The organism is Anaerobacillus sp. ABA4_114, from assembly GCF_056159065.1.
Window position 1 is genome coordinate 2,836,505 of record NZ_JBSWUM010000001.1, and the last position, 24,041, is coordinate 2,860,545.

The following is a 24,041-nucleotide window of genomic DNA, read 5'->3' on the forward strand; positions in this document are numbered from 1 at the left end:
CCTCACACCTTCATTTTACACTACATACAAAACTATCATAATTTTCTCTCAAATACATGAACTTTTTTCCTTTTTCTAGTAACCTAGTACGTAGAGTGAAAAAAGGGGGATTATCGTTGGAACATACATTAACAAAACAATGGGATTTAGACAGTATTTATCCAGATGGAAAACACTCAGACAAACTACACCAGCACTTCAATGAACTAGAGAGCGAGATACCAGTTTTAATCGATCAGATGCATTGGCCCCTCCCTACAAAAGAGATTGAGCAGCTTTTACAAAAGGTTCAACACATCATCTTGAAGGCTTTTCAAATCGATGAGTACTGCATTTGCCTCTCCTCACAAGATACACAGGATCAAGAATCGATGAAATTAACGGAGCGAAGCACGAAGCTTCAAACGAACGTGAAAACGTTAAAAGCGGAGCTTGATGGCTTGTTCTCGAAACTAAATGAAGAAGAATGGCATCAATTATTGGAATGTGAATCGCTTCAATCCGTTAAGCCTTACCTTTTACAGAAAAAACAAAGCAAAAAGCTGCCACAGTCAATTGAAAATGCGATCAACACGCTCTCGATCAACGGCATTCATGGTTGGGAAAATCATTTCGAACAGCTTTTATACAAGCTAGAAGTGCCTCTTTCTGAAGGAGATGAAACGAAGAATCTATCACTATACGAAGCATTCATCCAATCTCATTTTGATCAAAACCGGGACAAAAGGAGGTCTGCTAGTAAAGCGATCCGTCAGGTGCTCGAGCAACAAAAAGATACATTTGCGTCGATCTTCAATCACTTTGCTGGGTTTCGCCTCGATACATACGCTTTAAAAGGCTGCGAAAAGACGCAAGCTGAATTCTATGAAAAGAATCGGATCGGCGAAGAAGCGATCACAAGCATGATGAATGCTCTTCGAGAACACAATGAGAAGGAACAGCGTTTTTTACAAAGAAAAGCGGAGCTTATGGGCGTTGAGAAACTCAGTTACTACGATATAGACGTCCCGTACTTTTCTTCGAAAGCAAGCATCGACTATGAACAAGCGGCAGAAATCGTGAAAAAACAGTTTCATCTGTTTAGTGAGGATATGGGGAGGTTCGCAGAGCGTGCGTTTGATGAACAGTGGATCGATGCCGAGAAGAGGAAGATGAAACAGTTCGGTGCATTCTGTGCGTCGATGCCGCTTGAAAATCAAAGTCGTATCCTGCTTTCTTTTAACGGTGATTATCAAGATGTCGTAACGCTAGCACACGAACTTGGGCATGCTTATCACAATTCGATTCTACAAATGGAAGAAGCATTTTCACAAGAAACCGGGTCTGCCCTTGCCGAGAGCGCGTCAACGTTCGCTGAAAACCTTGTTCTAGACGCTGCCATCCAACATGCCGTGACAGTAGAAGATCAACTGTCACTTCTCGAAATGAAGATTACGAATGGAAATAAATACATCTCTAACATCCCTTACACATTCGACTTTGAAAAGCAGTTTTATGAAAAGCGCAAATCAAACAAGCTCAGTGCTGACGAGCTTTCAGACCTTATGGTTGAAACGGAAAAGCGCTGGACGAATCATGCGTTAGCTGAATACAATCCATACAACTGGATGACGATTTCACATTACTACTCTCCTGAAAAGCCGTTCTACACCCTTTCGTATACGGTAGGATACCTTTTCAGCAACGGAATCTACGTACAATCGAAGCAAGAGAGCGAAGGTTTTTCCGACGAGTATGTAGAGCTTCTTCGACACACAGGTAAAATGTCGATCGAAGAGCTAGGCGCAACGTTTCTTAACGAGGATCTTACTAAAAGTGAATTCTGGAAACAGTCTCTTCAACCGATCAACAACGCAATCGATCAGTTTATCGAACTAACAGATAAGTATGTGAAGGAGTAACTCCGGCAAAAGAAGCCCCTATGCGAGGGGCTTCTTTCATTCTATTTACGGCGTACTTTCTTATCATAGAGCGATACACCCCATAGAGAGGCAATCCCAATGAAAAAAATACCTAACCCTACAAAAAATGCACCGATGTATAACAAGCCCATCTACTCAACCTCCTATTGGAGTAGCTTTTTTAATAAACGTGCAAATGAAAAGCAGTTCGCAAAGGATACCGCGTACGATATACCTTTTCTGAACTGCTTAGAATTTATCGATGCTGATCGAGAAGAATTGGGTTTCCATCAGGATCTTCAAGGGTGATGCTTGCAGGACCTTCACCAGATTCATCCGCTTCAGAAATCAATTCGATGCCGCTTTCTTTCAGATGCTTCTGCAACTCGCGGATATCTGTGAAGGAATCCAAGTTCTCCGCATTTTCATCCCATCCTGGATTGAACGTGAGGATATTCTTATCGAACATGCCCTGAAATAAGCCGATGATGCAATTACCATTCTTCATGATGAGGTAATTATGAGACATATCTCCGCCCATGTCACTAAAGCCAAGTTTCTCATAAAATGCCTTTGACTTCTCAAGGTCTTTTACCGTTAAACTGATCGAGAATGCTCCTAAATTCATAGTTCCTCCTTATGTAATACGTATTTTAACGATGGTTCACTTCCACTTATTCAATAAAAAGACCGCTACTCCTTCTTGTATTTAGACATGCACCTATACTTCCACTTTCAATAAGATGATGTGAAGGAGTGTTGCGTATGCCTTGGCATCAGAAGATTCAATATTTAATCGGTCACCCTGTTGGCGTCTCATTAACGAATGGACAGGGGACGTCTGGCGTGTTATGCGGTACGTCACAAGGTAAAGTGTTAGTGATGGAATATTTGTATCAAGCTCAATTCGCCCTGAAACAATACGATTTTTCGATGATTCAGGATATCAATGGTTTTCCACCTTGTCAGAACCAACAGCCGTTATATTAACTGGATGCCTCTTGATTGAGAGGCTCCTTTTGTATGTTTAGGCTCAATTCCTTTTTAATAAACTTCGCTGCGATCTGATGCTGCGGCAAAGGCGGACTACACAGATACCCCTGATACTCATGGCATTTACTTTCAATGATCCGATTCAACTGCTCAGGAGTTTCGATACCTTCCGCAATCACATTCAAACCAAGCTTCAGAGCCATATGCACGATTGTCTCCACAACAGCTTTGTCCCTTTGACTCTCATGAATGGCTTGCGTGAACGATCGGTCGATTTTCAACGTATCTAATGGAAAGTCTTTTAAATAACTAAGAGAAGAATAACCAGTTCCAAAATCATCAAGTGATAGCTTGACGCCCATCATTTTCAAACGATGCATGGTAGGAATTGCGCGTTCAGGTTCTTGGACACTACTTTCTGTTAGTTCAAGCTCCAAATAAGATGGATCTAAATTGGTTTCTTTCAAAGTCGCCTTGACGATGTCAGGAAAGTTTGGTTGTTTAAACTGGATGGCTGAAATGTTCACTGAAATATGAGTCAATGTATGATCATCATCTACCCATTCCTTAAATTTAATGCAAGCTTCCCGTAAGATCCACTCTCCCATCGGAATGATTAAGTTTGCTTCTTCAGCGAGAGGAATAAATTCTCCTGGTGAGACGAGACCAAGCACAGGATGATTCCAGCGAACGAGTGCTTCAAATCCTATAACCTTCTGTGTGGCCACATTGACCTGCGGTTGATAATAGACTTCCAGTTCTTCTCGTTCGATCGCCTTACGAAGGCCTGTTTCAATCATCATTTTCCTTGAAATCACTTGGTCGAGCTCGTTCGTAAAAAAGGAATACTGATTCCCGCCTTCCTTCTTCGCTTCATACATAGCGGTATCCGCATGCTTTAACAACGTGTCCGCATCCGTCCCGTCCTTCGGATATAAGCTGATGCCAACAGATGTTGATGTATAGAGTTCTAAATTATCGATAAAGAAAGGTTCAGCGATTGCTTGAATGATTTCCTTCGCAACGTTTCTAACCTGATCCTCACTCGTTTCCGTTAATACGATCACAAATTCATCTCCGCTTTGTCTTGCTAATAAATCGTTTGAAGTGAGGCAAGACTGCGTTCGTCTCGCAACCTTTTTTAAAAAATGATCCCCAACGCGGTGACCGTAAACATCATTTATTTGCTTAAAACGGTCTAAATCTAAAAACATAACAGCGATGGTTTGAGCACGATCAGCTGCTTCTTCAATACATGAAGATAAGTGATCATACAGCATCCTTCTGTTTGGCAAATGCGTTAAGTCGTCACGATAGACGAGCTCTTCAATTCGCTTTTGGCTTTCGATTCGTTCCGTGATATTTCGAATGATACCTGTAAAGTAAACATTCGCTCCATCTTTGATCGTTGATAAAGAAAGTTCGATTGGAAATGCGCGGCCTGATTTATGTATGCCTTCTAGTTCTACGGTTTGACCTGTTCGTTCATCGTTTCCCTCTCCCTGATCCTGGTGCGCATTTTGAAAACCAGTTGGCAAGATTTTCTCAAGAGGTGCCTCGATGACTTCCTTCGAATGATACCCAAAAATTCTCTCCGCAGCTTTATTCCAAGATAAGATGTTCCCATCATGGTCAGCAGTTATGACGGCATCATTCGCGGATTCGATGATCGAACGATGCATACGGTCAATAATCGCGAAACGATGATTGCTATCTTCAATCCTTGCCTGGTATTTAATGACGATGACCGTAAACGCCATGATTAATAAAACGCCACCAACGACTAGATAGCCTAATGTATCTTGGTCGATGCTTGAATCCATTTGAGGAAGAATAGCTACGCTCATTCCGTCAAAGGAAGCCGCTGCCATCCCTGTATAATGCATCCCTGTGATCGCGACTCCCATGACGCACGCACTTGTCCATAGCCTCCACTTGCAACTAGCTGTTTGAGCATAAGAAAGAAAAAGTTTTAACGCAGTATAAGAAGCAATAAATGCAATACAGACAGAGAGCGCTACTAACTTCCCATTGTATGTAATGGCTGCTGGCATCTGCATCGCAGCCATCCCAATATAGTGCATCGAAATGATCCCCATTCCGATAAGACCAGAACCAAGTATATAGGTACTCGTTTTATTAACCTCTAAACTGATCACGTAAAACGCTATCGCACTTGAGACGATGGAGAAAAGAATACTGATAGACATCAATAACGGGTCGTAGGTTACCGTCATGTGGGTGTCATAAGCGAGCATTCCAACGAAATGCATGGACCAAATCCCAGCACCCAGCGTAAAACTCCCTATCGATACCCAAACGATACGATCGTTCCCTTTCGAACCTAGCAAGCGGCTCGCAATATGTAACGATGTAAAAGCAGATAGGACCGCAATTGCGAAAGACAATGATACCAACCAAACATTATACTGACTAAACTGATCCCCCATCATCCATCTCTCCCTAATCCCTAACGACGTTGTTCGATATGTTGTAACCAACCTAACTCCCTTATAAGATGGATGAACGTTCTCCCCTTGTAGGTTGCTAGTAGTTAATATTATCATTAGTTTTGTATAACGACTATTTTGTAGGTGAAGCAAATGTGTTTTCATGTGTTGACGAATCTTCCAATACAAACAATTGGAACGGACTTTATCAAAAACACTCACCAACCCATATTCTACCATACTAAAGCATACAAAAATGCCCTGTATTGATATACAGGACATTTTACATACGTACGCTAAACCCTTTCGCGACGGGGTTCGACATCAATCGAGCTAAACCGGGTGGTACCTGTCACCTGAAGTATAGCGCAACCGATGTCACGATAAGTCCAAATGCAAACATAATTCCTCCAGCGACTATGAAGTTGTTGATGAAGCCCTGGACAGCAATATGGTAATACTCCATATTTGCCCCTCCTTCTTCAGCTAACCAGTTCTCAGCTATCTCTGTACCGAAATCCACACTAAAGAAAAGCATGATGATGCCAATCAATCCTATTAATGGACCTAAAATCAAGGCAGCTCGAAGCTTATCTTGATCCATCGTATACCTCCTAACTTGTCATCGATCACATACCCGAACCCTAGAGTGAATGCTGTATAACGTCCTTAATGTCATTGATGCTCCCAACCAACGTTAAAGTAGGAAATAGCATAAATGCCCCTGCCTGAAGCAAGCTCCTTTTAAGGGAACGCCTTCTAAAAAAGTCGATTCCTGCCCAAAAAATTGCCACGGTCACCGATGTGAAGAAAAAGAAATAGTCTTGTGGCAGTTGATCGATTCGCTCACTCAGGAAAGTAATCTTCCACTCATTTTCTTCTTCCGGGCGGTAGGTGATCTCTTCATCTTTCATTCCCATTATTGTATAAGTTTGTAGGGTCGCTTTGTCTTCTGTTGATTCTATCAATTCGTAACCATTAGGTGCGAACCCAACCGGATATGCAATAAAATAAGACACTGAAACCGCAATAATTAAAAATCCTATGTAGAAAAGAACAAGCCTGATTTTCTTTAAGACATCTTCACTCATGTTTCACCTCACATGCTATCTTACTCACAACGACACTCATACTCTTTGAATGTAAATTCTCTATGAAACGTGATGTTTTTAAAATCACTCGTCTCTGACTCATACACTCTTACAAGTGGTGCAACATCTTGCTTCGAGAAATCCTTTACCTGAGCTTCCATTTCTGATGACGAATGAATAGGATACTGATTCATATCTACAAACAAATCATTATGTTCACAAACATCATAGGTCACAGCAATGTAATACTTTTTCATAATGTTTCTTCCTCATTTTTAATAGTTTTGTAGACCGCATCACTGTTTTCACACCACAGTTCGCGAACCTTGTCATCACAAAAATAAAATAGGTCCCCTCTTCGTTTAAGGCTGCAATTTCATTAACGCTCCGAAATGCTGTTGAGCAGTGGTGAAGCAGATAAACGCGAAGAGCTCGCTTATCTCTTCCTCAGAAAAAGACTCCTTTAATACATTGATTATGGAGGAAGACACATCTCCGTTTTGTTTTAAGTATACTTCAGCAAAGCCGGCCGCAAGAGAGGTTTTCTCATCGAAAAGGGATGGATCTGGTTCCCCTTTCGCTTTACAATATTCACAGCCATTCTGTTGAGCCAACGTTCTTCTTACTTGTTCTTTTAACGTTGAAGTAAGGACACCATCTTTTTCAAGTACATCTCCTAACGATGACCATGCCTTCATCACATCAGGATTATGTCCTAGAAGCTTTTGGAACGGTGTGTTCCCTACATCAGATTTTTGTATGATCGCCATCTTCATCACCTATAAGTTCAATTTATCTTCCAACCACATTTTACCATAATCAAGGATTCTTTTATGAATAAAATAGGAAGTAACCATTAGCAATCTACCAAACTCAAAAAATTACCCTGTGCTAATGCACAGGGCAATAAAACTAGTCGACACCAATCGAGCTAAACCGTGTGGTACCTGTCACCACTACTTCCTCATTTGTTCCTCGATGGCTGTTAGGTCGATGAATGGCATGATGGCATTCACCTCTTTTATGCCTCCATTCGCTATAGCTTCTAACGCAATATGATTTAACAGCTCTTTCTTCAAGAATGGGGCGATTGCTGTGATGGAGTCCACTCCATTTGTTTCAACGCTCCTCTTCGCAAGCTCACTCAAAGCTGATTCACTCATAAATGGTGCGAGTGCCGGTAAGTGTTGTACGCCGCGAAATTCGTATTCCCTTCTAGCGCACTCGTCGATAAACTCTTTGTTTAAAAATGCGGCGACCGTTGATAATGTCTTTATCCCTTTATGCTCAAGTTCTTTCCCTGCTAATTCCTCAAGGACCTCCAGACTTACAAATGGGACGATTGAAGTGATCGATTGAAGACCATCCTGTTCAAAACCCTTTACGGCAATGTAATCAATCGTTTCATCACTTAAATAAGGCGCAACAGAAGACAACCCTTCAAGACCACTAGATTCCATATGCTTCTTTACGAGCGTATCGATAGACGCCTGGCTAATATAAGGGGCGATATGAGAGATATCATCTATTGAAAATTCACTGTTTAGCTGCTGATACACACGCTCTGCTTGATCTGTCGTAAGAAGGGGTGCTGCGTTCAACAACTCTTCTTTTTCCACCGAGTGTATGATGAGGGTGTCATTTTCAGAAATAGTCTTAACTAGTTCCGTTCCAATATCCCCTTGCAAAATGTGATCGATCGAAACACCAAACTCACTAGCCAGCTCCGGAAGTTTTGCGATATCAGGCATCGTTAGCCCTCGCTCCCAGTTACTGATCGCTTGGTAACTTACTCCTAACCTGTCTGCTAGTGCCATCTGTGTGATGTTGCTTTCTTTCCTTAAAAACGCAATTTGCTTTCCTACCTTCTTCATGTCGAACATGTGAATCACCTCTTTGATTAGTATAGATTCATCGTATCGTTTTCATAGAGGTCTGCCTATCAACTTCTGCTTGAGTGATAGACGGTACATAACTCAACTAGAAATTGAGTAGTATTGAAAAAGAGACGATGGAAACAAATATGGAGGCTCTCAAGATGAGAACCTCCTTCAATCCGACATTCTTTGACTAAAACCGTTTGGTACCTGTCACCCTAAGAACACGGCGCCATATACAAGCGAGCCCACGATTACGAAGGCAGGGTGTACCTTCATCCGTTCCATCAGTATGAAGCTGGCGGCGATCAGAAAGATCGTTTGCAATAAGCCCGCTCCTTCGTAAGAGCTAGCAAAAAACTGAAATGCCATAACGCCGAGTAGGATGGCAATCGTAGGTCTGATGAGCGCTGTCATCAGCTTGACCTTCGGTGAATCCTTAAATTTATAGAGAATGCTCAATAAGACGACCATTAAGATGAGCGACGGAGCGACCGTTGCGAATACGCCTACGAACGCACCGAGAACGCCTCCCTGTTGAAAACCGATATAACCTGCCATCTTCGTCGCGATTGGCCCTGGTAATGCATTCGCCATCGCGAGCATCTCACTGAACTCGTTTACACTCATCCAACCGAAGCGTCCGACTACTTCATTTTCGACGAGAGGGATCGATGCAGGGCCTCCCCCATAGCCAAGAATCCCTGGTATGAAAAAGGCGACGAAGATTTCCCAATAAATCATGACTCCTCCCCTCCTTTTTCATCCTTTTTTGAAGGCTTAAGAAGCGCATAAAGCAACAACACCCCGATGACGATTCCAGGGTGAACGCCTGCGATTTCGATTACTACAAACGAAACGAACGTCATCACTAACGTAAGGACCCACCCCAATTTCCCCTGTGCTTTACGAAAGAAGTCATACGTTAATACGGCAAGCATCACACCGACAACAGGAACAACTGCCTGCGTCATTCCCTGAACCCAGGCTTTGTCACGGAAACTGGACAAAAAGGTTAAGAGGACGATCATGATCGTGATCGTTGGTACGATCGTTGCCAGAACGGCATTCATCATTCCAGTGATTCCGGCAACGCGGTGACCGATGTAGCCGGCCATCTTCGTTGCGATCGGCCCAGGTAGCGAATTACCTAGAGCTAGAATATCCGCAAACTCATCATCACTAAGCCATTTATACTTTTCGACCACTTCTTTATGCACAAGAGGAATAGAAGATGGCCCGCCTCCATATCCAAGCATCCCCACTCTAAAAAAGGCTAGGAATAGCTGCCACTGTTTCATGAAGTACCACCTTTCTACTTCTCGCGTTAGTAAGCTGCGATTGAACCATCTGTTCGAGATTCGGTTCCACCGTACAGTGTACCAGTTTGGTGGTCGCGCCAAATAATTTGCCCTCTTCCAAACGCACCTTTTTCGAGCTGAACTTCAATCTCATGTCCTTTTCTGCTGAGTGATTCCGCAAGGTATGGTGGGAATGTAGATTCAACCCATACCTTCTTCCCCTCGGTCCATTGCCACCTCGGGGCATCGAGTGCAGCCTGTGGATTTAAATGAAAGTCGATTAGATTTGAAACGACCTGTACATGACCTTGCGGCTGCATAAAGCCACCCATGACACCAAACGGTCCGACGGCATTCCCATCCTTCGTAAGAAATCCTGGGATAATCGTGTGGTACGTACGCTTACCGCCTTTAAGCGCGTTGTCGTGGTCTTGATCCATAGAAAAATTATGCCCTCGATTTTGCAGAGCAATTCCTGTACCTGGCACGACCAACCCTGAACCGAAGCCCATATAGTTACTTTGAATGAAGGACACCATATTGCCTTCTGAATCAGCCGTCGATAAATAAACCGTTCCTCCTTTTGGCGGCTCTCCTGGTGCTGGCATCAGCGCTTCGTCAGAGATGAGCTTCCTACGTTCATCACCATACTTCTTTGATAACAACCCTTGAACTGAAACCGACATCTCACTTTGTTCTGTGATATATTTCTGTCCATCAGCAAACCCAAGCTTCAGCGCTTCGATCTGCTTATGGTATGTTTCCACCGAGTCTTTATAATTGAACTCGAATCCGTTCAAGATATTAAGTGCAGATAGTGCGATCAACCCTTGGCCGTTTGGAGGGATTTCCCACACATCATAGCCCTTATAGTTAACAGAAATCGGGTCAACCCATTCTGGTTTATAGGAAGCGAGATCATCCTTCGTGAGGTATCCATCATATTCTTTTGAAAAAGATGCGATCTTATCAGCTAGTTCACCTTTATAAAACGATTCCGCATTCGTTTCGCCAATTTTTCGTAAAGTGTCTGCGTGTCCTTGAGACCTCCACACATCACCTACTTCAGGTGCTCTACCATTCGGCGCAAACGTTTCGAACCAATGCTCGAACTCTTTATCTGTCAGCGCTTCTCGAAACTGTTCGAACGCATTCTTCCAGAACTTCGCTAGTATCGGCGATAACGGATATCCTTCTTCTGCATAGCGTACTGCAGGTTCGAGCGTCTCTTTAAGAGAGAGCTTTCCGAACTCGCGAGATAGCTCAGCCCATGTTCCCGGAGCTCCCGGAACGGTGACAGGCACCCATCCATGCTTTGGAATTTCATCGTAACCTCTACTTTTTAAGGAATCGATTGAAATCGATGCTGGCGCAGGACCACTCCCGTTCAGACCGTAAAGTTTTCCTTTCGTCCAAACAAGCGCAAAAGCGTCACCACCGATTCCGTTCGATGTCGGTTCAACAACAGTAAGCGTTGCAGCCGTTGCAATCGCAGCATCGATCGCATTGCCCCCTTTTTTCAAAATATCCAGACCCGCTTGAGCTGCAAGAGGCTGAGACGTTGCGACCATGCCTTTGTTGGCGACGGTCGTCATTCGTTGAGATGTATAAGGATGGTGAAGATAGTCGGTAGTCATCGTTAATAAGCTCCTTTCATTCTCTGTTTGCTCATTCACTTATTTTCAATTTGATTATAGTTGTTCATATATCTATACTTTTTGTTAATCAAATATGTTATTTTAATTAACAAACGGATACTCCAATTATAGATGAAATGTTTTGAAAATTGAATCCTTTTTATAAAATGGTCGTTACAAAAATCGAGTTAGGATGTGAAACGATGAAAGAGGACGGTAAGCTCAAGATCGATGACATCGATAAGCAAATCATCGAGCTGCTCGTTGAGGATGGCCGTATGTCTTACGCGGACATCGGAAAAGAATTAGACCTCTCCCGGGTCTCGGTGAGGTCTCGTGTGAATCAGCTAATGGAATGTGGGGTGATCGAGAAATTTTCATGTGTGGTAAACAGTGAAAAAGTAGGTAAAGGGGTGTCAGCCTTTTTCGAAGTGGATTGTGAACCGAGGGCGCTCGTTGAGGTGGCAGAAAACCTGGCAAACAATCCATATGTTGCGAGCTGTTACCAGATGACTGGACCAAGCACCCTTCATATGCACGTACTCGTTGAAGATTTTATTGAATTGGAGTCGTTTGTAAACAATGAATTATATGCACTTGAGGGAATCACAAGAGTGGAATCGCATATCTTGCTGAGAAGGTTTAAGAGCAGGAGTGGATTAAAGTTATAGTTTAAGCCTTTAAACAGTAACTGTTTTTTTGTTATCATCTCTTTTTAAACAAATCTCTATGTAAAGATGAGTCATCGCGTAAGAAAGTGTTTTCTTACTCAAAAGGATATCAGGCGATCTCCATATCGTTCGATAAAAATCTGTTATCGTTGCCTCGATTACCGCCTCATCGAATCCCATGTTTACGGCGATTCGATAGAGATGGGTATCATATTGATCATAGAGGAGTGTCAGTGCGTCCTTCTCCTTATTCATGATGCGACTGATCAGATTAAGATCTGAAATCATTTTTACTCCTCCTAGGTACCGAATACTATGATAAATTCCCTATTCCGAAAAACTCAAACTAAAGATATTTGAATTCAAGATTTTTTTATATAAAAAGAGGGCGCCACTGGCACCCTCTTTTTGTACGGACCTTTTTGTATGTTTGGTCCGATTCTTCCGGCGATTAGTAGCCGTATCCGCCACCGTATCCGCAGCCTTTTCCATATGCAGGCGCTACATTGTTACATCCATAAGCACCGCCAAGTGCAGCTGCACCTACGATGATTAGAAGGATAAACAATACAACGATCAAAGCAAAGCCTTTTCCAGCTCCACCTCTGTAAGCTCCTTGAACATCACACTTTTCACTCATTCTGATTCCCCCCTTTTCATTTCTTTACAGCGTATGAAATGGGTGAATGGTTTGTTCGGGCACTCAGCAAATTTATATTTTTAATTGAATACCGGCTACCCGTCCATGCGAATGATGGCTTGGTTACATAAACTAGTACCGAATACTACGAATTATAGAAGAGGTGAAATTATGTCTTATCAAGATCATTTCGGTAGTAACGTTGGCAGATGCGTAGAAATTCGCTGTCATGATGGAAATGTCCACCGTGGGTATGTTGATCACTGCGACAACAACCACGTCTACCTTCGTCCATTAGACGGTGGAGACAGTGGTCCAGGGTATGGAAGCTACTTTTTCTTCGGTGCTGCGCTTATCGCAGTAGCATTCGCTTCGATCGCTGCTTTTAGCTACGGACCTTTCTTCTGGTAATCTAGAAGTAGCCTTTAGTAGATTAGATAGTCCTATTCGTCGCACCCCTCACCTCCCGGATCAGCATCCGAGAGGTTTCTTTTTTTATTAAACTAGTTTTAGCTTGTCTTCACATCTTTCAAACTTCTACATAATCTAGTAGTAAGAGAGGGAATTTCCTCTTATTTAGGATTTGGGAGGGATATTCATGTCAGGATACAACAAAAACTTCGCGTTGATCGTGGTATTGTTCATTTTGTTGATCATCGTTGGTACTGCTTACTGTAAATGGTAAGATTTCATAAAGTGAAGGCACCTAAATAGGTGCCTTCATTCGTATTGGATAGTGGGGAATTTTGTTTCGCGGATATAATTTGATATTCGCGGATAAATAGCGAAAAGCGCGGATATATCCTGGTTATCGCGGATATCATGAATTTTTCGCGGATATCCCTATCATTTACACTAGCGTTGATCCATTCCACTGATCACAATGGCTGAAAACTCCTCATCATCGATCACAAAACGCACGTTATTCGGCACGATTTCAACGAGCTGCATGCGATACATAACTGGACTAGAAAAATGATTGCAATCGCAGTTGTTAAAGACAATCGGTTCGATCGTCTTCGTACTCGGAACATCAGTCGGAATAATTTCAGCACCCTCGAACTGCCATTCTTCGAGTACGGTCGTCTTCTTTGTGGCTTTCGGTGTTCTTACCAACTGGAAACGGAGGCTAATAATAGGCTCAACACCCTCAGTAACGAACCTTATATTCAACGAATAATTCAACAGCACGCAAGGAGACGAAACGGTGCGAGGATTCACCACAACTTTAGCGAGCGTGATCGGTGGATTTTTTCTCGAGAGCTCAGAAGGAATCTTTTTCTTAAGAATCTCACCGCACGCTAATGTTGGAATGCCAAATTCCTTCATATCCTTTCATCCTCCCTTTTAATCGGGGCAGGAAAAACGAGTCCCGTCATGCTCTTGTTCGTAATATCGTAAAAGGATGATTTCGATACATTTGCTTTTACAAGAAAAAGTGTATACGTACACGTCCTCATCGGCGGATTCTCATCACAAAAATTGTAGACGAGCGGCTCCTTTATATCAGTAGGAGATGGCAGCTGCCTTTGAAACGAATACTCTCTTAACGGTACTTTCATTGAGGAACATTCACGGACGAGACGAAACACAAGGTTGTTGAATGCCCCCGCTTCTCTTAGAGCTGATGTGATAAAACATGAGAAATTAATAAGAACATTTGTAGGTAGCGAACTCTTCACCGTGATCGATACACGCGTTAATGGTACAGGTCGATCATCTTGAGAAAGTTCAAAAGGTAACACTGGATTAAATACTTTCCCGCACGCAATAAAAGGGTTTACGTATCGTTGCTCTTCGGACTCCACGCTTGGGACAGGCTTATACGACTTAACAACGGAAGGACGCTTTTTTCTCATCGAGCTCCCTTCCTTTCATGCTGAGACTCACCTGTGATGGCAGTCGCAGTAAAGCTTTGATTTTGAAGACGATAGCTCCGAACGCCATTCGTCTCAATCTCAACGATTTGAATGTGATATGCGAGCTTTCTTCTCCCCTTCTTCAAGCAATCACAGTTATTGAGAACCGTCGGTTGTATCGCATTTATATCTCCGAATCCCACTCGATCGGTAGCATCGTATAAAAACTCCCATTCTTGTAAAATTTGTGCGTCTCTAACCCCTTTTCTAATCAGTCGGTAACAAATACGCAGCTTCGGATTCAATCCGAATAGCGTAAACTGGATAAACTCTGAATACTTCGTTAGCACACATGGGGTTTGTATCGATTTCAAATCGACTAAAACTTCTGCTATGGTGATCGGAGGCTCACTTCGATCAAGCTGCTCTGGCAAATCCGGAGCGAACGTTTTTCCGCAAGTTAATAAAGGTAGTCCACTTTTCAATAAAATTCCCACCCTTCATCGATACGCTATTACTATCAGCCTATGCGAAAGGTTAAGGGCTTTACGACTATATTGATGCAAATAAAAAGAACTTCCCTAACGAGGCAAGTTCTGATTTGTACGGTGGATTCGATTTCGTCTAACTGCGAAGACGATCGCAGTGATCTGACTCGCGAGTGCCATTAGCCAACCAATCACGATTGAAAAAGGAAAAACGTCACTTAATGCCATACCACCTGCGATGAAGGCAGGTGCGAGCATGAGGAAGAAAATTGTATAGTTACGGTTCTTACTTACCGTCATGTGAAACAGCCTCCATTCAAATTTAGCTTTTCAAATACGCACACGCAACTATCCGCTGTGTCTGCTCTAATACTATCCAGTGTTTCCACCGTTAGCCCCAGCACTCATAACGCATCTTCAGAAATTCATATGTACTCCCATTCGTATCCTGCATATACGTTTCTACATCTTGAAAGCCTAGCTTTCGATACAACGAAATCGCTCGCTGATTAAAGGTGGCTACAGCAAGCGTGATGTATTTTGGTTCATATGTAGATTTTACGTAAGAAATGCCAGCCTGCAAAAACGCTTTTCCATGCCCTCTTCCAGTAAGATCCGGCCTCATCCCTAATCCGATGTCGGTCGTGTCAGCAATCTGGTTCGCACTAAAGAACCCGATCAGCTCATCGTTATTCGTCACAGCGTACATCGATTCTCCCCGCGCATTTGGATCAAGGAATTCAGCAAGATCCTCTTTATCTGCTGCCATATCATAAAAGGCGTACTGCCCATCATAATGCCAGTTGCGCGCGATTTCCTCAGCTTGATTTTGTGTCATCACGTTAAATTCGTATTTCATTTGTGAACTTCTCCTTTTTAAACGTTACATGATCCAACTTGCGATGACTTGAACCAATCCAAATCCTACAGCAATCACACCACCGAACAATAGACCGGTCAACAGCGACTTTATCATACTAAAAACAAGGTTTGATGGTTGTTCTTCACTTGCCTCTTCCATCTTCCCTAATCGATGGTTTATTTCTTTCAATTCTTCTAGAATCTTTTCGTCTGTGTTCATTCTGCTCAACGTTCCTCCTAAGGCGTAAAACATACTCTACTCCTAATTATTCCAAACTATTCCATATGCCGCAATACTGTTATCGAAAGACGATCAACTTACATAGCATTAGCTATGACCATTTACTTTTCATGGAGATAACTTCTCATCACTTTGATAGATAACATACAGTAACACACAACAAAGCAACATGTTGTATAAAGGCGTTAAAGATTCTAAGGTCGTCACCACAATAAAAGTGATAATGAATAATCCGCTACTTAAGAGACTTTTGATAGATACACACTCTCCTTATCGATCGTAACGATTATCTTAATGTTGGTCGCATGTATAAAGAAAAGGCGTCGAACGAATTCGACGCGCTTACCGTTACTCTTTCTGTTCTTTCTCTAATTCTTCTTCATACGCAGAAGCGACTTCACTTTCATACTGCTTTTGCTCACGCTCGTGCGCTTCAGCATCTTCAGCTTCTTCCGTTTCTTCTGCTTCAGACTTCTTCTCCTCTGAAGCGAAACTATTATAGTTTCCTCTCGATACGAAGCTTTCAAGCATGGCTTTTAAGTCCATACCTGTCGACTCTTTAAGACTCGCTTGAAGTCCCGTCATCGTTTTCGTTACGTTATCGGTGATCTTCGCAGAGCCATTGCTGCTTCCTCCGCCCATATCGATCACTTTCATGTCTGAGATTTGAGAAAGCGGCTGAGAAATTTCATGCGCATACTTCGGCAGCATCTCTACGACCATTTCGATGATCGCTGCTTCTCCGTATTTCTCCATCGCTTGAGCCATGAGTTCTTTTGCTTCTGCTTCGGCTTTACCACGTTCGCGAATAACCTCAGCTTCTGCAAGCCCTTTTTGCTTCTCGATTTCTGCTTTTGTCTCACCATCGATGCGATCTTTCTCAGCTTCCGCCTCTGCTCTCGCACGGATATCGTATGCGTCCGCATCAGCTTGTGCTCGTCTACGCTTCTGTTCCTCAAGCTCTAGTTCAACCTGACGCTTACGCTCGATGTATTGAACCTGCATCTCTTCTTCTTTTACCTTCTGGTTAAGCGTAGCTTGCTCGAGGTTGTAAGACTGCTCAGAACGCGCACGTCCACGTTCAACCTCTGCTTTGTATTCCGCTTCTTTCACATCTTTATCTTTTTGAGATTGCGCGATGTCGATCTGGCGTCTGATCTCATCTTCTTCTGCTTCTTGGTCTGTTTTTGCTTTATGCATACGCGTTTCACGTCTCGCGTTCGCTTCAGCGATGTCCGCATCTTTACGTGCTTCTGCGATTCTTGGACGTCCTAGCGCTTCAAGATAGCCGTTCTCTTCGTCATCATCTTTTAGTTCCTTCAGCGCGAACGATGTGATCTCAAAACCTAGGTTCTTCAGATCTTCTTCTGCGATGTTTTTAACCTTTTTGTTTACTGAATTAAAATCTTTGTAGATTTCATCGACGGTAAGGGAAGAAATGATCGCACGAAGGTGACCTTCTAGAACTTCCTTCAGCTCACGTTCTTTTTCCTTCTGTTCCTTACCGAGAAATTTCTCTGCATAGTTCGCAACGATCTCGAGCTTGCTTCCGATACTGATCTCCGCAACACTCGTCGCTTTAATCGGTACCCCTTCAGACGTGTATGCTTTTGGTGAAGCGATCTCGAGCTGGAACGACGTAAGGTCGATCGGCGTACTCGTTTGGAACATCTTGAGGCGAATACCGCCACCTCGCACGATCTTCATGCTTCTGCCGTTGTCATCGACGAAAATGCGATTGTCTTTTTCTGCATCTCCAAGTTTTGGCCCCGTGATAATCAGCGCTTGATTGGAGCTTGCCGTCTTATACCGCTTTTTGAAAATAAAAAAGCCGATTCCGGCTGCGATCAATAAGAAAAACAAAATGACCGCTGAAATAATCAGTCCGATAAATTCCATCATATCCCGTTCATCATCCTCTCTTGGTTTGCAATCTATGTAATTGCCTTACCTTATCTACGGACTAGAACAAAAAAAGTTTCAGATTTTACCGAATTACCCAGAAAAAAGGAAAGTGATCAATCATTCAATCCTTTTCCTTCAAGAATATGCGGAACGTATTTCTCAATGCGAGAAACCCTCGTCTTCGATTGTTTCGCTTTTGAAAAGTAAAAGCCATACGCGCGCTGACGTCCTGGCGTCAGTTCTTCAAACGCTTTTTTCAATTGTGGACTCTCATTAAATTTTTGCTGAAGCTCTTCAGGAATTTGAATATCTTTGTTCATTTCAACCTTCAGTCCTGCTTTCTCCACCTCGATCGCTTCCTTAATATAGTCTTTCAGTATCGGCGCTAATTCTACAATTTCGTTCACGTTCGTAAACCGAACCTGACGTGCAGCCTGCACATTTTCCGTCTGCTGAATGAGGATGCCATGAGGATCCTTAAGTAACGCACCTTTGTGAAAAAGGATCGCGCAGTACTCATTGAATCCGTGGATCAGAACGATATTCTTATCATCATACATGTAGCAAGGGTGCATCCATTTCATGTCTTCTGTTAAGCCGCAGTCTAAAATGATCTCTCGCAACGTCTCAAATTCTTCTTTCCACTGCTTCGCTTTCTTAAGAAAACCATCTACTTTTCGACTTCTACCATCCATTTGAACACACTCCTTTTTAGATCGTGCACCTCTTCACGTCTCACTACTACTATTTCTCATCTTCATCCATACTCCTTCTTCAATCTCGTATGATTTTCTGTAAGCACATCCGAATGTTTCCTAGTTAACTAAAAAAGGAAATTTAGGAGATAACTTAGTACAAGGACTAATTATAGGAGGTGTTGAAATGGAAACGCTCGATTATTGGATTTATCTCATACTATCACTTTTAAAATTGTTTCTATTTAGTTTGTATACGAACACAGCGTTTCAGTTTGATTTCCTCCTTGTAAATGTAGCAGGCATGGTGATGATCTCCTTCTGGACCCTTTTCTTAAAACCGAAAAAAAGACGATGGATTCTGTTCATCCTTCTCTTCTTACATAGTACGCTCATTCTCTCTGACCTCTGGTACTACCGCTACTTCGACGACCTGTTGTCGGTCGCTTTGATCTCACAGATGCTTCAGATGAGTGACGTTGGTGGCGCATTTATGGAACTCATCATGGTAAAAGATTTTCTCATCTTCACCGATCTCATTATCTTTGGAATCGCGATTTTTCTATTACGTCATAAAGAAAATCCGCTACCGAAAAAGAAAAAGCGCTTGATCGCTGGCATTTCGTTATCCGTGGCAATCATTATTTTCGCGACACCGCTCGTTATGAGTTTCGTTAACAAAGAAAAATGGCTGATGGATGAATCGATTTCGAACATGCGCGAGTATTACCAGCTTGGATTTTGGGGCTATCATGGACTGGATGTTGTTACTGAAGTAAAGCGGCAAATCGACGACGAACCGAACGTTTCGAGCGAAGTAAAATCAGATATTAAAAAGTCTCTCAACAAAGAGACAGACCCTAAAAAGGTAACTGATAAGCCAAACATCATTCTTGTGCAACTCGAATCGTTTCAGGATTCTGTCATCGACCAATTCGTGAACGACCAGGTGTTAACACCGAATCTAAACGAGTTGAAAAAAGAATCACTTTACTTTCCATCTTTCTATCACCAAACCCATGAAGGGCGAACATCGGATTCTGAGTTCACGACAATAACATCACTTTACCCGCTGAAATCAGGGTCCGTATACACGCGCTTTCCAACGAACGAATACAAAGCGCTTCCTGACCTTCTTAAGAACTACGGCTATGAAACGGCAGCGATGCATGCCTTTAAGGAAGGGTTTTGGAACCGGGATGATGTGTATGAGAACGTTGGATTTGATCACTTTTACAGTGAAAAAGATTATCCAGACGGAGATAAAGTGGGGATGGCGTTGAACGACCAGACCTTCTTCACCTCATCGATCGATAAGATGGAAAAGTTGAAAAAGCCTTTTTTCGCTTTCATGGTCGCTCTCTCTAGTCATACGCCGTATGATATCCCGAAAGATAAGCGAGAATTAAACCTTGAAGGATATGAAGACGAGCAGCTGAAGAAATATTATCAAACGGTTCATTTTGTCGATAAAGCAGTCGGGGTGATGATCGAGGAGCTGAAGCAGAAGAATATGTGGAACGATGCACTCGTGATCTTTTATGGAGACCACGACAGCGGCCTTACGATGCCAGGCGATGAAATGGCAGAAGAAGCAAACGTTGAGAACGATATCGATGCGTTCGAACTCGACCGTCAAGTGCCGTTATTCATCAAGCTACCGAATGAAGACGGAGGAAAAGTGATGGAAGGAAACGGAGGACAGATCGATATTGCACCTACGATTCTGGATGTATTAGACATCGAACCAACATTCATGCTTGGAAACTCATTACTCGATGACAAAGAAAACATGACCGTTTTCAGAGATGGCTCGTTCCGTTATCAAGACCTTTATTACAAAGCCAATTTAACGGAAGCGTCTGGAGAAGGAACATGTTACTCTGTTTCCGCTGAAAAAGAAGTTTCCCATAGTAAGTGTGAGGAACAAATTGAGAAGTCCGCGGAGCAACTGCGCTTATCAGATGCTATCATCGAGAATAATGCGCTTGAGTAAATGAAACATATACCGTAAAATCGCAAAAATAACGGTCAGCTGGCCAAATGCCTCTGATCGTTATTTTTATATAGGTTTTTAGCTCTTTTTTCTAAAACGGTTAAGGGAAGGTTTAGTTTAGACGTTGCTCCAACGATTCGATTGCTAGTTTAAGCGCTGTTAAACGGCGCTCATTTATTGTTTTTTGCGCACTACCTTTTTTTGCTCGTTCAATCTGTTTTTCAATAGATGGAATAATACCTTTTAGAACGTCTTTAGAATTCCTTATTGGTTCTTCGTCATAAAAGAACCCCTCACTGTTCCAATTGTCTTTTAAACTTTTTATTCCGTTCTCTACGGCGTTAAGTCTCTTTAAGACGAGCGTCGTATTTGAACCTTTTTCGCTTATGCTTTTGTAAGCATTTGAAAGTTTATTGTAAGTGGACTCCAGCGATTTAATGGACATCTCTTTGGTTTCTGGGCTAGTCATCAAATACAAGTCACCTTTCTTTAATCATAGAATTCCATATGTGTTTTTTCTTTTCTATAATAATCTAATCTGTCCTTCATCGTTCCTGAATGAAATTCAAATTTATGGCCATCTGGATCAGTGAAATAAATCGATTTCTTATCTTCATTCGCTCTTGGACGGCCAGGTAAAATCGTCACTTCAAGATCGACTAGTTTAGTAACCATATCTTCGAAGTCGCCTTCATCTACCGAAAAGGCAATGTGTGTATAGGATTGCGTTATTTCATTTCGAGGAATGTCCTTTTCTTCATTGAGAGCAAGCCATATTCCATTTAGATCAAAGTATGCTGTTGTTTTACCTTTCACTAACAATTTAGCGTTAAATACGTTCTTGTAAAACGTAATAGAATGTTCCAAGTTAGAAACCGAAAATAAAAGATGATTTATACCCGTTATAGACATCCTACCACCCTAACCTTAATAACGATCTCAGCTTCATTTTACTACGCTTTTTTTAATCTGTATTGAAACAAACCGATAAACAAAATACGAAACACCGCTTAATCCTAAGATACCAGTGATCGTTAATAGTGGCATCTCATTTAAGAAAGACATGCTCACGACAAACAATAAAAAGAAAAAGACGACCCCTACCCCATTCAATACGTTCTCATTGTTTTTCATCGTTCGATCTCTTCCAAAATAGATTCCGATAAACGTCTGCTCAGAATTTCACCTGGTAATCCGTCTATTTCACAAACTTTTTCTGATACGAACTGCTGATTGACCAATATTTTTCTAGAAGCTATATTATTTTGATCAATCGTCGCCATGAGCTTTTTCACATCTGTTTGTTCAGCAAGCTCGATCAGCATTCTTACCAGTTCAGTTCCATATCCTCTCCCCCAAAATGGCGGCAGCAGCATATAACCGATTTCAGCTTCGTAAGCTTCTTTCAACGTGACGTGACCAAGACCTAGGAATTGGTCCTCACTCATGATCTTATAAGAGCCTAGTAAATCACTACCCTTGTTACTCAATAATATCTTCTCATAATTCGACCGCGCTTCTTCTAACGGAATCGCACGCTCGGTGATTTGAGCCATCACGCTTTCATTGGAAACAAGTCGATAATAGTCTTCAAAATCATCCTTTTGAAACTTCACTAAATTCAATTTAGATATGATCTTTCACCTCTCATTGGTCAGAATCGCTTGTACCCACTCTAAATCCCGTTACCTAAAGGCACATCCAGTAACGGCTCATACTTACGCTCATCGGCATTTAGCTCATAAATCCGAATGAACGTCACGTCAAACGTAGGATAAGGCGTCAGTTCTCCCTTAACTTTTTTCTCCATTTCCTTAAGATCAGATCTTGAGACACCTTTAGAAATACCGCCACCATACGTCTCTTTTGCTAGCGTTAAGTGTGGGACAAAATCCTCACCTTCAAAATACTGCTTGATCATCTCGTTTGATGGAGAAACCGCCCTCACAAGCTGATGGTGCAGTTGGATCAATTCATGTGAACGAACTTGTAAGTATAAAACGATATCTCCAAAATACGCAGGACCCTCGAGCGTTAGTTGAAACGGCGTACTTTTCGAACACACTTCCTTCACTTTTTCGATCCACTCTCGATCACCAGTTAAGCCACCTTGCGCTTTTAACGTAACGTGAGGCTCAACACCTGTATGTTCATTCCACTTTTGCTGGAAATGCTGTATTCTTTTTAAATAATCTTCCGGCGGTACGATGCCGATAAAGTAAGCTCTCTCCATGCTACCCCTCTATTCATCACATAGTTTCTTTACTAATAACACTCGATCTTTTCCTTCTCCATCATAGTTTGAATGAACCGGTACCCGATCGACCAATCGATCCCCTTTAACGATCTCGAAACCCATCTTCGTATGATAAGCGATGGAAGCTTTGTTTACCGGGGACGTCACCGCTCTTACAGTATCTCGATTTTCGATTGTTACTGCTTTAAAAAATCGCTCGTAAAGCGAACTACCCACCCCGTCTTCCCTAAATTCCGGATGGACGCCAACAAAGTGTATGTATGCTTCCTTTAAGTTCGATTGAGAAAGAAATCCGATGAGGAAGCCGATGATATTATTCTCTTTTTCTATTACAAAACTAGTAGGTTGAAAATGATCAAAAAACAGTTTTGGTAAAAGGTCAGACATCTGCCTGCCACCCCACCACTCGTTGATCAAAGGGGCAAGCCGGTCATAATCTGAACTTCTCACATTCCGCACGTGCAACGTGATCTCCTCCTTTCAAAACTCGAGCGCAAAATCGCACTTGTTTTTTATATTGATAGATTAGCGATTCCACGACCTATCAAACTCACTTCTCAACATCCCATACACTTCAGCATCTTCATATGTTCCTAACACGATTCGATCCTCTCTCAGGACGCCTTCTCGTACCATCCCTGCATGCTGCAGCACCTTGATCGATCCTTTGTTCCGAGTGATCGCTGTTGCCCACACCTTGTTTAGTTCAAGGTCAGTAAATCCAAATGTGATCATTCGTTTGACGGCTTCTGTCGCAAAACCCTCTCCCCAGTATGACCTTCCGATCCAATACCCGAGCTCACCTCGATTGTTTTTCTGATCGATCCGTATACAGATCGTCCCAATCAGTTCATCGTGATCCTTAGAGTACATAACGAGCGGGTACTCTGCGCGGCTTCGAATCAATTCCGGCTGAATCTTGATCCACTCCTCCGCATGCTCCAAGCGATACGGATAAGGTAAGCCAATGATGTTCGCCACATCTTTATGGTTGGCTAACTGCTGGATGCGAGGTGCATCTTCCATTTCAAATGGTCTTAATGTGATTCGATCTGAATCTAGTGGCTGCATCACGGTCCCCCCTTTCGCTAACATAAAAAAAATCCCGCCCCTCGCTTTGGGACGAGATTATCTGTGAAGCTGCACGCCATCATTTTTTAAAAATTCTAACACGATTA

32 protein-coding genes and 1 pseudogene are annotated in these 24,041 nt (G+C 42.4%); 6 read left to right on the forward strand and 27 right to left on the reverse strand.

What is annotated here, in order from left to right:
• The first annotated feature begins 116 nt into the window (after positions 1-116).
• Positions 117-1,901 (forward strand): M3 family oligoendopeptidase, encoded by a 1,785-nt coding sequence (locus ACXAEY_RS14565; RefSeq protein WP_474812816.1) that lies wholly within the window; start codon positions 117-119, stop codon positions 1,899-1,901.
• Between the two features lie 256 nt (positions 1,902-2,157).
• On the opposite strand, the gene ACXAEY_RS14570 is transcribed toward ACXAEY_RS14565, so the two are convergent.
• Positions 2,158-2,529 carry a VOC family protein gene (locus ACXAEY_RS14570; RefSeq protein WP_270181316.1) on the reverse strand — a complete coding sequence of 124 codons (372 nt, stop codon included), beginning with the start codon at positions 2,527-2,529 and terminating at the stop codon, positions 2,158-2,160.
• 137 nt (positions 2,530-2,666) lie between these two features.
• On the opposite strand from ACXAEY_RS14570, the gene ACXAEY_RS14575 reads away from it, so the two are divergent.
• The gene (locus tag ACXAEY_RS14575; protein WP_474812819.1) at positions 2,667-2,891 is read left to right on the forward strand and encodes a hypothetical protein; all 225 of its coding nucleotides are present in this window, start codon (positions 2,667-2,669) and stop codon (positions 2,889-2,891) included.
• Here ACXAEY_RS14575 and ACXAEY_RS14580 read toward each other — a convergent pair.
• The 9 genes from ACXAEY_RS14580 to ACXAEY_RS14620 form a co-directional block, all read right to left on the reverse strand.
• On the reverse strand, positions 2,888-5,344 hold the full coding sequence (locus ACXAEY_RS14580) for an EAL domain-containing protein (protein ID WP_474812820.1): 2,457 nt from the start codon (positions 5,342-5,344) through the stop codon (positions 2,888-2,890). The genes ACXAEY_RS14575 and ACXAEY_RS14580 overlap by 4 nt on opposite strands.
• 352 nt (positions 5,345-5,696) lie before the next feature.
• A complete protein-coding gene (locus ACXAEY_RS14585) occupies positions 5,697-5,948 on the reverse strand; it encodes a hypothetical protein (RefSeq protein ID WP_474812822.1) in 252 nt (83 codons plus the stop codon).
• Positions 5,949-5,988: 40 nt separating this feature from the next.
• Positions 5,989-6,435, reverse strand: a complete 447-nt coding sequence (locus ACXAEY_RS14590) for a hypothetical protein (protein WP_474812824.1) — start codon at positions 6,433-6,435, stop codon at positions 5,989-5,991.
• A gap of 20 nt (positions 6,436-6,455) precedes the next feature.
• Positions 6,456-6,692, reverse strand: coding sequence for a hypothetical protein (locus ACXAEY_RS14595; protein WP_474812826.1), 237 nt, complete (start codon positions 6,690-6,692; stop codon positions 6,456-6,458).
• A gap of 105 nt (positions 6,693-6,797) precedes the next feature.
• Positions 6,798-7,205: a carboxymuconolactone decarboxylase family protein gene (locus tag ACXAEY_RS14600; RefSeq protein WP_474812827.1), complete on the reverse strand. Its 408-nt coding sequence runs from the start codon at positions 7,203-7,205 to the stop codon at positions 6,798-6,800.
• A 186-nt stretch (positions 7,206-7,391) separates the two neighbouring features.
• Positions 7,392-8,318, reverse strand: coding sequence for a helix-turn-helix domain-containing protein (locus tag ACXAEY_RS14605; RefSeq protein ID WP_474812829.1), 927 nt, complete (start codon positions 8,316-8,318; stop codon positions 7,392-7,394).
• A gap of 207 nt (positions 8,319-8,525) precedes the next feature.
• Positions 8,526-9,056 (reverse strand): chromate transporter, encoded by a 531-nt coding sequence (locus ACXAEY_RS14610; protein WP_474812831.1) that lies wholly within the window; start codon positions 9,054-9,056, stop codon positions 8,526-8,528.
• Positions 9,053-9,613, reverse strand: a complete 561-nt coding sequence (locus ACXAEY_RS14615; RefSeq protein WP_474812833.1) for a chromate transporter — start codon at positions 9,611-9,613, stop codon at positions 9,053-9,055. Before ACXAEY_RS14615 ends, ACXAEY_RS14610 begins: the two co-directional genes overlap by 4 nt.
• A 26-nt stretch (positions 9,614-9,639) precedes the next feature.
• Positions 9,640-11,250: a gamma-glutamyltransferase family protein gene (locus ACXAEY_RS14620; RefSeq protein WP_474812834.1), complete on the reverse strand. Its 1,611-nt coding sequence runs from the start codon at positions 11,248-11,250 to the stop codon at positions 9,640-9,642.
• Between the two features lie 203 nt (positions 11,251-11,453).
• Between ACXAEY_RS14620 and ACXAEY_RS14625 the strand changes: the two genes are divergently transcribed.
• Positions 11,454-11,921, forward strand: coding sequence for an Lrp/AsnC family transcriptional regulator (locus ACXAEY_RS14625; RefSeq protein ID WP_474812836.1), 468 nt, complete (start codon positions 11,454-11,456; stop codon positions 11,919-11,921).
• A gap of 9 nt (positions 11,922-11,930) precedes the next feature.
• Here ACXAEY_RS14625 and ACXAEY_RS14630 read toward each other — a convergent pair whose 3' ends face one another.
• Together ACXAEY_RS14630 and ACXAEY_RS14635 are read right to left on the reverse strand one after the other, a co-directional pair.
• Complete coding sequence (locus ACXAEY_RS14630) at positions 11,931-12,209, reverse strand: hypothetical protein (protein ID WP_474812838.1); 279 nt, start codon at positions 12,207-12,209, stop codon at positions 11,931-11,933.
• A gap of 247 nt (positions 12,210-12,456) precedes the next feature.
• Positions 12,457-12,525 (reverse strand): annotated as a pseudogene (locus tag ACXAEY_RS14635) (YjcZ family sporulation protein); the annotation flags it as partial.
• A 207-nt stretch (positions 12,526-12,732) separates the two neighbouring features.
• On the opposite strand from ACXAEY_RS14635, the gene ACXAEY_RS14640 reads away from it, so the two are divergent.
• Positions 12,733-12,972, forward strand: a complete 240-nt coding sequence (locus ACXAEY_RS14640; protein WP_474812840.1) for a hypothetical protein — start codon at positions 12,733-12,735, stop codon at positions 12,970-12,972.
• A gap of 187 nt (positions 12,973-13,159) precedes the next feature.
• Positions 13,160-13,246, forward strand: coding sequence for a YjcZ family sporulation protein (locus ACXAEY_RS14645; RefSeq protein WP_270182026.1), 87 nt, complete (start codon positions 13,160-13,162; stop codon positions 13,244-13,246).
• Positions 13,247-13,416: 170 nt separating this feature from the next.
• Here the strand turns inward: ACXAEY_RS14645 and ACXAEY_RS14650 are convergent, their stop codons facing one another.
• From ACXAEY_RS14650 to ACXAEY_RS14685, 8 genes are all read right to left on the reverse strand, one after another.
• Positions 13,417-13,890: a DUF4489 domain-containing protein gene (locus ACXAEY_RS14650; protein WP_474812842.1), complete on the reverse strand. Its 474-nt coding sequence runs from the start codon at positions 13,888-13,890 to the stop codon at positions 13,417-13,419.
• Complete coding sequence (locus ACXAEY_RS14655; protein WP_474812843.1) at positions 13,887-14,420, reverse strand: DUF4489 domain-containing protein; 534 nt, start codon at positions 14,418-14,420, stop codon at positions 13,887-13,889. The genes ACXAEY_RS14650 and ACXAEY_RS14655 overlap by 4 nt, the downstream gene beginning before the upstream one ends.
• Positions 14,417-14,905, reverse strand: coding sequence for a hypothetical protein (locus ACXAEY_RS14660; protein ID WP_474812845.1), 489 nt, complete (start codon positions 14,903-14,905; stop codon positions 14,417-14,419). Before ACXAEY_RS14660 ends, ACXAEY_RS14655 begins: the two co-directional genes overlap by 4 nt.
• Before the next feature lie 96 nt (positions 14,906-15,001).
• Positions 15,002-15,208 (reverse strand): hypothetical protein, encoded by a 207-nt coding sequence (locus ACXAEY_RS14665; protein ID WP_474812847.1) that lies wholly within the window; start codon positions 15,206-15,208, stop codon positions 15,002-15,004.
• A gap of 91 nt (positions 15,209-15,299) precedes the next feature.
• On the reverse strand, positions 15,300-15,767 hold the full coding sequence (locus tag ACXAEY_RS14670) for a GNAT family N-acetyltransferase (protein ID WP_474812849.1): 468 nt from the start codon (positions 15,765-15,767) through the stop codon (positions 15,300-15,302).
• 24 nt (positions 15,768-15,791) lie between these two features.
• Positions 15,792-15,998, reverse strand: a complete 207-nt coding sequence (locus tag ACXAEY_RS14675; RefSeq protein ID WP_474812851.1) for a hypothetical protein — start codon at positions 15,996-15,998, stop codon at positions 15,792-15,794.
• A 360-nt stretch (positions 15,999-16,358) separates the two neighbouring features.
• Positions 16,359-17,912 (reverse strand): flotillin family protein, encoded by a 1,554-nt coding sequence (locus ACXAEY_RS14680; protein WP_474812852.1) that lies wholly within the window; start codon positions 17,910-17,912, stop codon positions 16,359-16,361.
• A 116-nt stretch (positions 17,913-18,028) separates the two neighbouring features.
• Positions 18,029-18,610: a YdeI/OmpD-associated family protein gene (locus ACXAEY_RS14685; protein ID WP_474812854.1), complete on the reverse strand. Its 582-nt coding sequence runs from the start codon at positions 18,608-18,610 to the stop codon at positions 18,029-18,031.
• Positions 18,611-18,797: 187 nt separating this feature from the next.
• Between ACXAEY_RS14685 and ACXAEY_RS14690 the strand changes: the two genes are divergently transcribed.
• A complete protein-coding gene (locus ACXAEY_RS14690; RefSeq protein ID WP_474812856.1) occupies positions 18,798-20,606 on the forward strand; it encodes an LTA synthase family protein in 1,809 nt (602 codons plus the stop codon).
• A gap of 112 nt (positions 20,607-20,718) precedes the next feature.
• On the opposite strand, the gene ACXAEY_RS14695 is transcribed toward ACXAEY_RS14690, so the two are convergent.
• The 7 genes from ACXAEY_RS14695 to ACXAEY_RS14725 are packed head-to-tail and all read right to left on the reverse strand — an operon-like array spanning position 20,719 to position 23,934.
• Positions 20,719-21,075, reverse strand: a complete 357-nt coding sequence (locus ACXAEY_RS14695) for a hypothetical protein (RefSeq protein WP_474812858.1) — start codon at positions 21,073-21,075, stop codon at positions 20,719-20,721.
• 20 nt (positions 21,076-21,095) lie between these two features.
• A complete protein-coding gene (fosM, locus tag ACXAEY_RS14700; RefSeq protein ID WP_474812859.1) occupies positions 21,096-21,518 on the reverse strand; it encodes a FosM family fosfomycin resistance protein in 423 nt (140 codons plus the stop codon).
• Between the two features lie 33 nt (positions 21,519-21,551).
• On the reverse strand, positions 21,552-21,740 hold the full coding sequence (locus ACXAEY_RS14705; RefSeq protein ID WP_474812861.1) for a hypothetical protein: 189 nt from the start codon (positions 21,738-21,740) through the stop codon (positions 21,552-21,554).
• The gene (locus ACXAEY_RS14710) at positions 21,737-22,240 is read right to left on the reverse strand and encodes a GNAT family N-acetyltransferase (RefSeq protein WP_474814848.1); all 504 of its coding nucleotides are present in this window, start codon (positions 22,238-22,240) and stop codon (positions 21,737-21,739) included. Before ACXAEY_RS14710 ends, ACXAEY_RS14705 begins: the two co-directional genes overlap by 4 nt.
• Before the next feature lie 41 nt (positions 22,241-22,281).
• Positions 22,282-22,839 carry a 2'-5' RNA ligase family protein gene (locus tag ACXAEY_RS14715; protein WP_474812863.1) on the reverse strand — a complete coding sequence of 186 codons (558 nt, stop codon included), beginning with the start codon at positions 22,837-22,839 and terminating at the stop codon, positions 22,282-22,284.
• A gap of 9 nt (positions 22,840-22,848) precedes the next feature.
• Entirely contained in the window at positions 22,849-23,328 is a 480-nt protein-coding gene (locus tag ACXAEY_RS14720; protein ID WP_474812865.1) for an N-acetyltransferase family protein, read from the reverse strand.
• A 60-nt stretch (positions 23,329-23,388) separates the two neighbouring features.
• Positions 23,389-23,934, reverse strand: coding sequence for a GNAT family N-acetyltransferase (locus tag ACXAEY_RS14725; protein ID WP_474812867.1), 546 nt, complete (start codon positions 23,932-23,934; stop codon positions 23,389-23,391).
• Positions 23,935-24,041: the final 107 nt, after the last annotated feature.

Coding starts and splice junctions, on each gene's coding strand:
- ACXAEY_RS14570 (WP_270181316.1), bottom strand. CDS start 2,529: ATGAATTTAGGAGCATTCTCGATCAGTTTAACGGTAAAAGACCTTGAG.
- ACXAEY_RS14575 (WP_474812819.1), top strand. CDS start 2,667: ATGCCTTGGCATCAGAAGATTCAATATTTAATCGGTCACCCTGTTGGC.
- ACXAEY_RS14580 (WP_474812820.1), bottom strand. CDS start 5,344: ATGGGGGATCAGTTTAGTCAGTATAATGTTTGGTTGGTATCATTGTCT.
- ACXAEY_RS14585 (WP_474812822.1), bottom strand. CDS start 5,948: ATGGATCAAGATAAGCTTCGAGCTGCCTTGATTTTAGGTCCATTAATA.
- ACXAEY_RS14590 (WP_474812824.1), bottom strand. CDS start 6,435: ATGAGTGAAGATGTCTTAAAGAAAATCAGGCTTGTTCTTTTCTACATA.
- ACXAEY_RS14595 (WP_474812826.1), bottom strand. CDS start 6,692: ATGAAAAAGTATTACATTGCTGTGACCTATGATGTTTGTGAACATAAT.
- ACXAEY_RS14600 (WP_474812827.1), bottom strand. CDS start 7,205: ATGGCGATCATACAAAAATCTGATGTAGGGAACACACCGTTCCAAAAG.
- ACXAEY_RS14605 (WP_474812829.1), bottom strand. CDS start 8,318: ATGTTCGACATGAAGAAGGTAGGAAAGCAAATTGCGTTTTTAAGGAAA.
- ACXAEY_RS14610 (WP_474812831.1), bottom strand. CDS start 9,056: ATGATTTATTGGGAAATCTTCGTCGCCTTTTTCATACCAGGGATTCTT.
- ACXAEY_RS14615 (WP_474812833.1), bottom strand. CDS start 9,613: ATGAAACAGTGGCAGCTATTCCTAGCCTTTTTTAGAGTGGGGATGCTT.
- ACXAEY_RS14620 (WP_474812834.1), bottom strand. CDS start 11,250: ATGACTACCGACTATCTTCACCATCCTTATACATCTCAACGAATGACG.
- ACXAEY_RS14625 (WP_474812836.1), top strand. CDS start 11,454: ATGAAAGAGGACGGTAAGCTCAAGATCGATGACATCGATAAGCAAATC.
- ACXAEY_RS14630 (WP_474812838.1), bottom strand. CDS start 12,209: ATGATTTCAGATCTTAATCTGATCAGTCGCATCATGAATAAGGAGAAG.
- ACXAEY_RS14640 (WP_474812840.1), top strand. CDS start 12,733: ATGTCTTATCAAGATCATTTCGGTAGTAACGTTGGCAGATGCGTAGAA.
- ACXAEY_RS14645 (WP_270182026.1), top strand. CDS start 13,160: ATGTCAGGATACAACAAAAACTTCGCGTTGATCGTGGTATTGTTCATT.
- ACXAEY_RS14650 (WP_474812842.1), bottom strand. CDS start 13,890: ATGAAGGAATTTGGCATTCCAACATTAGCGTGCGGTGAGATTCTTAAG.
- ACXAEY_RS14655 (WP_474812843.1), bottom strand. CDS start 14,420: ATGAGAAAAAAGCGTCCTTCCGTTGTTAAGTCGTATAAGCCTGTCCCA.
- ACXAEY_RS14665 (WP_474812847.1), bottom strand. CDS start 15,208: ATGACGGTAAGTAAGAACCGTAACTATACAATTTTCTTCCTCATGCTC.
- ACXAEY_RS14670 (WP_474812849.1), bottom strand. CDS start 15,767: ATGAAATACGAATTTAACGTGATGACACAAAATCAAGCTGAGGAAATC.
- ACXAEY_RS14680 (WP_474812852.1), bottom strand. CDS start 17,912: ATGATGGAATTTATCGGACTGATTATTTCAGCGGTCATTTTGTTTTTC.
- ACXAEY_RS14685 (WP_474812854.1), bottom strand. CDS start 18,610: ATGGATGGTAGAAGTCGAAAAGTAGATGGTTTTCTTAAGAAAGCGAAG.
- ACXAEY_RS14690 (WP_474812856.1), top strand. CDS start 18,798: ATGGAAACGCTCGATTATTGGATTTATCTCATACTATCACTTTTAAAA.
- ACXAEY_RS14695 (WP_474812858.1), bottom strand. CDS start 21,075: ATGACTAGCCCAGAAACCAAAGAGATGTCCATTAAATCGCTGGAGTCC.
- fosM (WP_474812859.1), bottom strand. CDS start 21,518: ATGTCTATAACGGGTATAAATCATCTTTTATTTTCGGTTTCTAACTTG.
- ACXAEY_RS14705 (WP_474812861.1), bottom strand. CDS start 21,740: ATGAAAAACAATGAGAACGTATTGAATGGGGTAGGGGTCGTCTTTTTC.
- ACXAEY_RS14715 (WP_474812863.1), bottom strand. CDS start 22,839: ATGGAGAGAGCTTACTTTATCGGCATCGTACCGCCGGAAGATTATTTA.
- ACXAEY_RS14725 (WP_474812867.1), bottom strand. CDS start 23,934: ATGCAGCCACTAGATTCAGATCGAATCACATTAAGACCATTTGAAATG.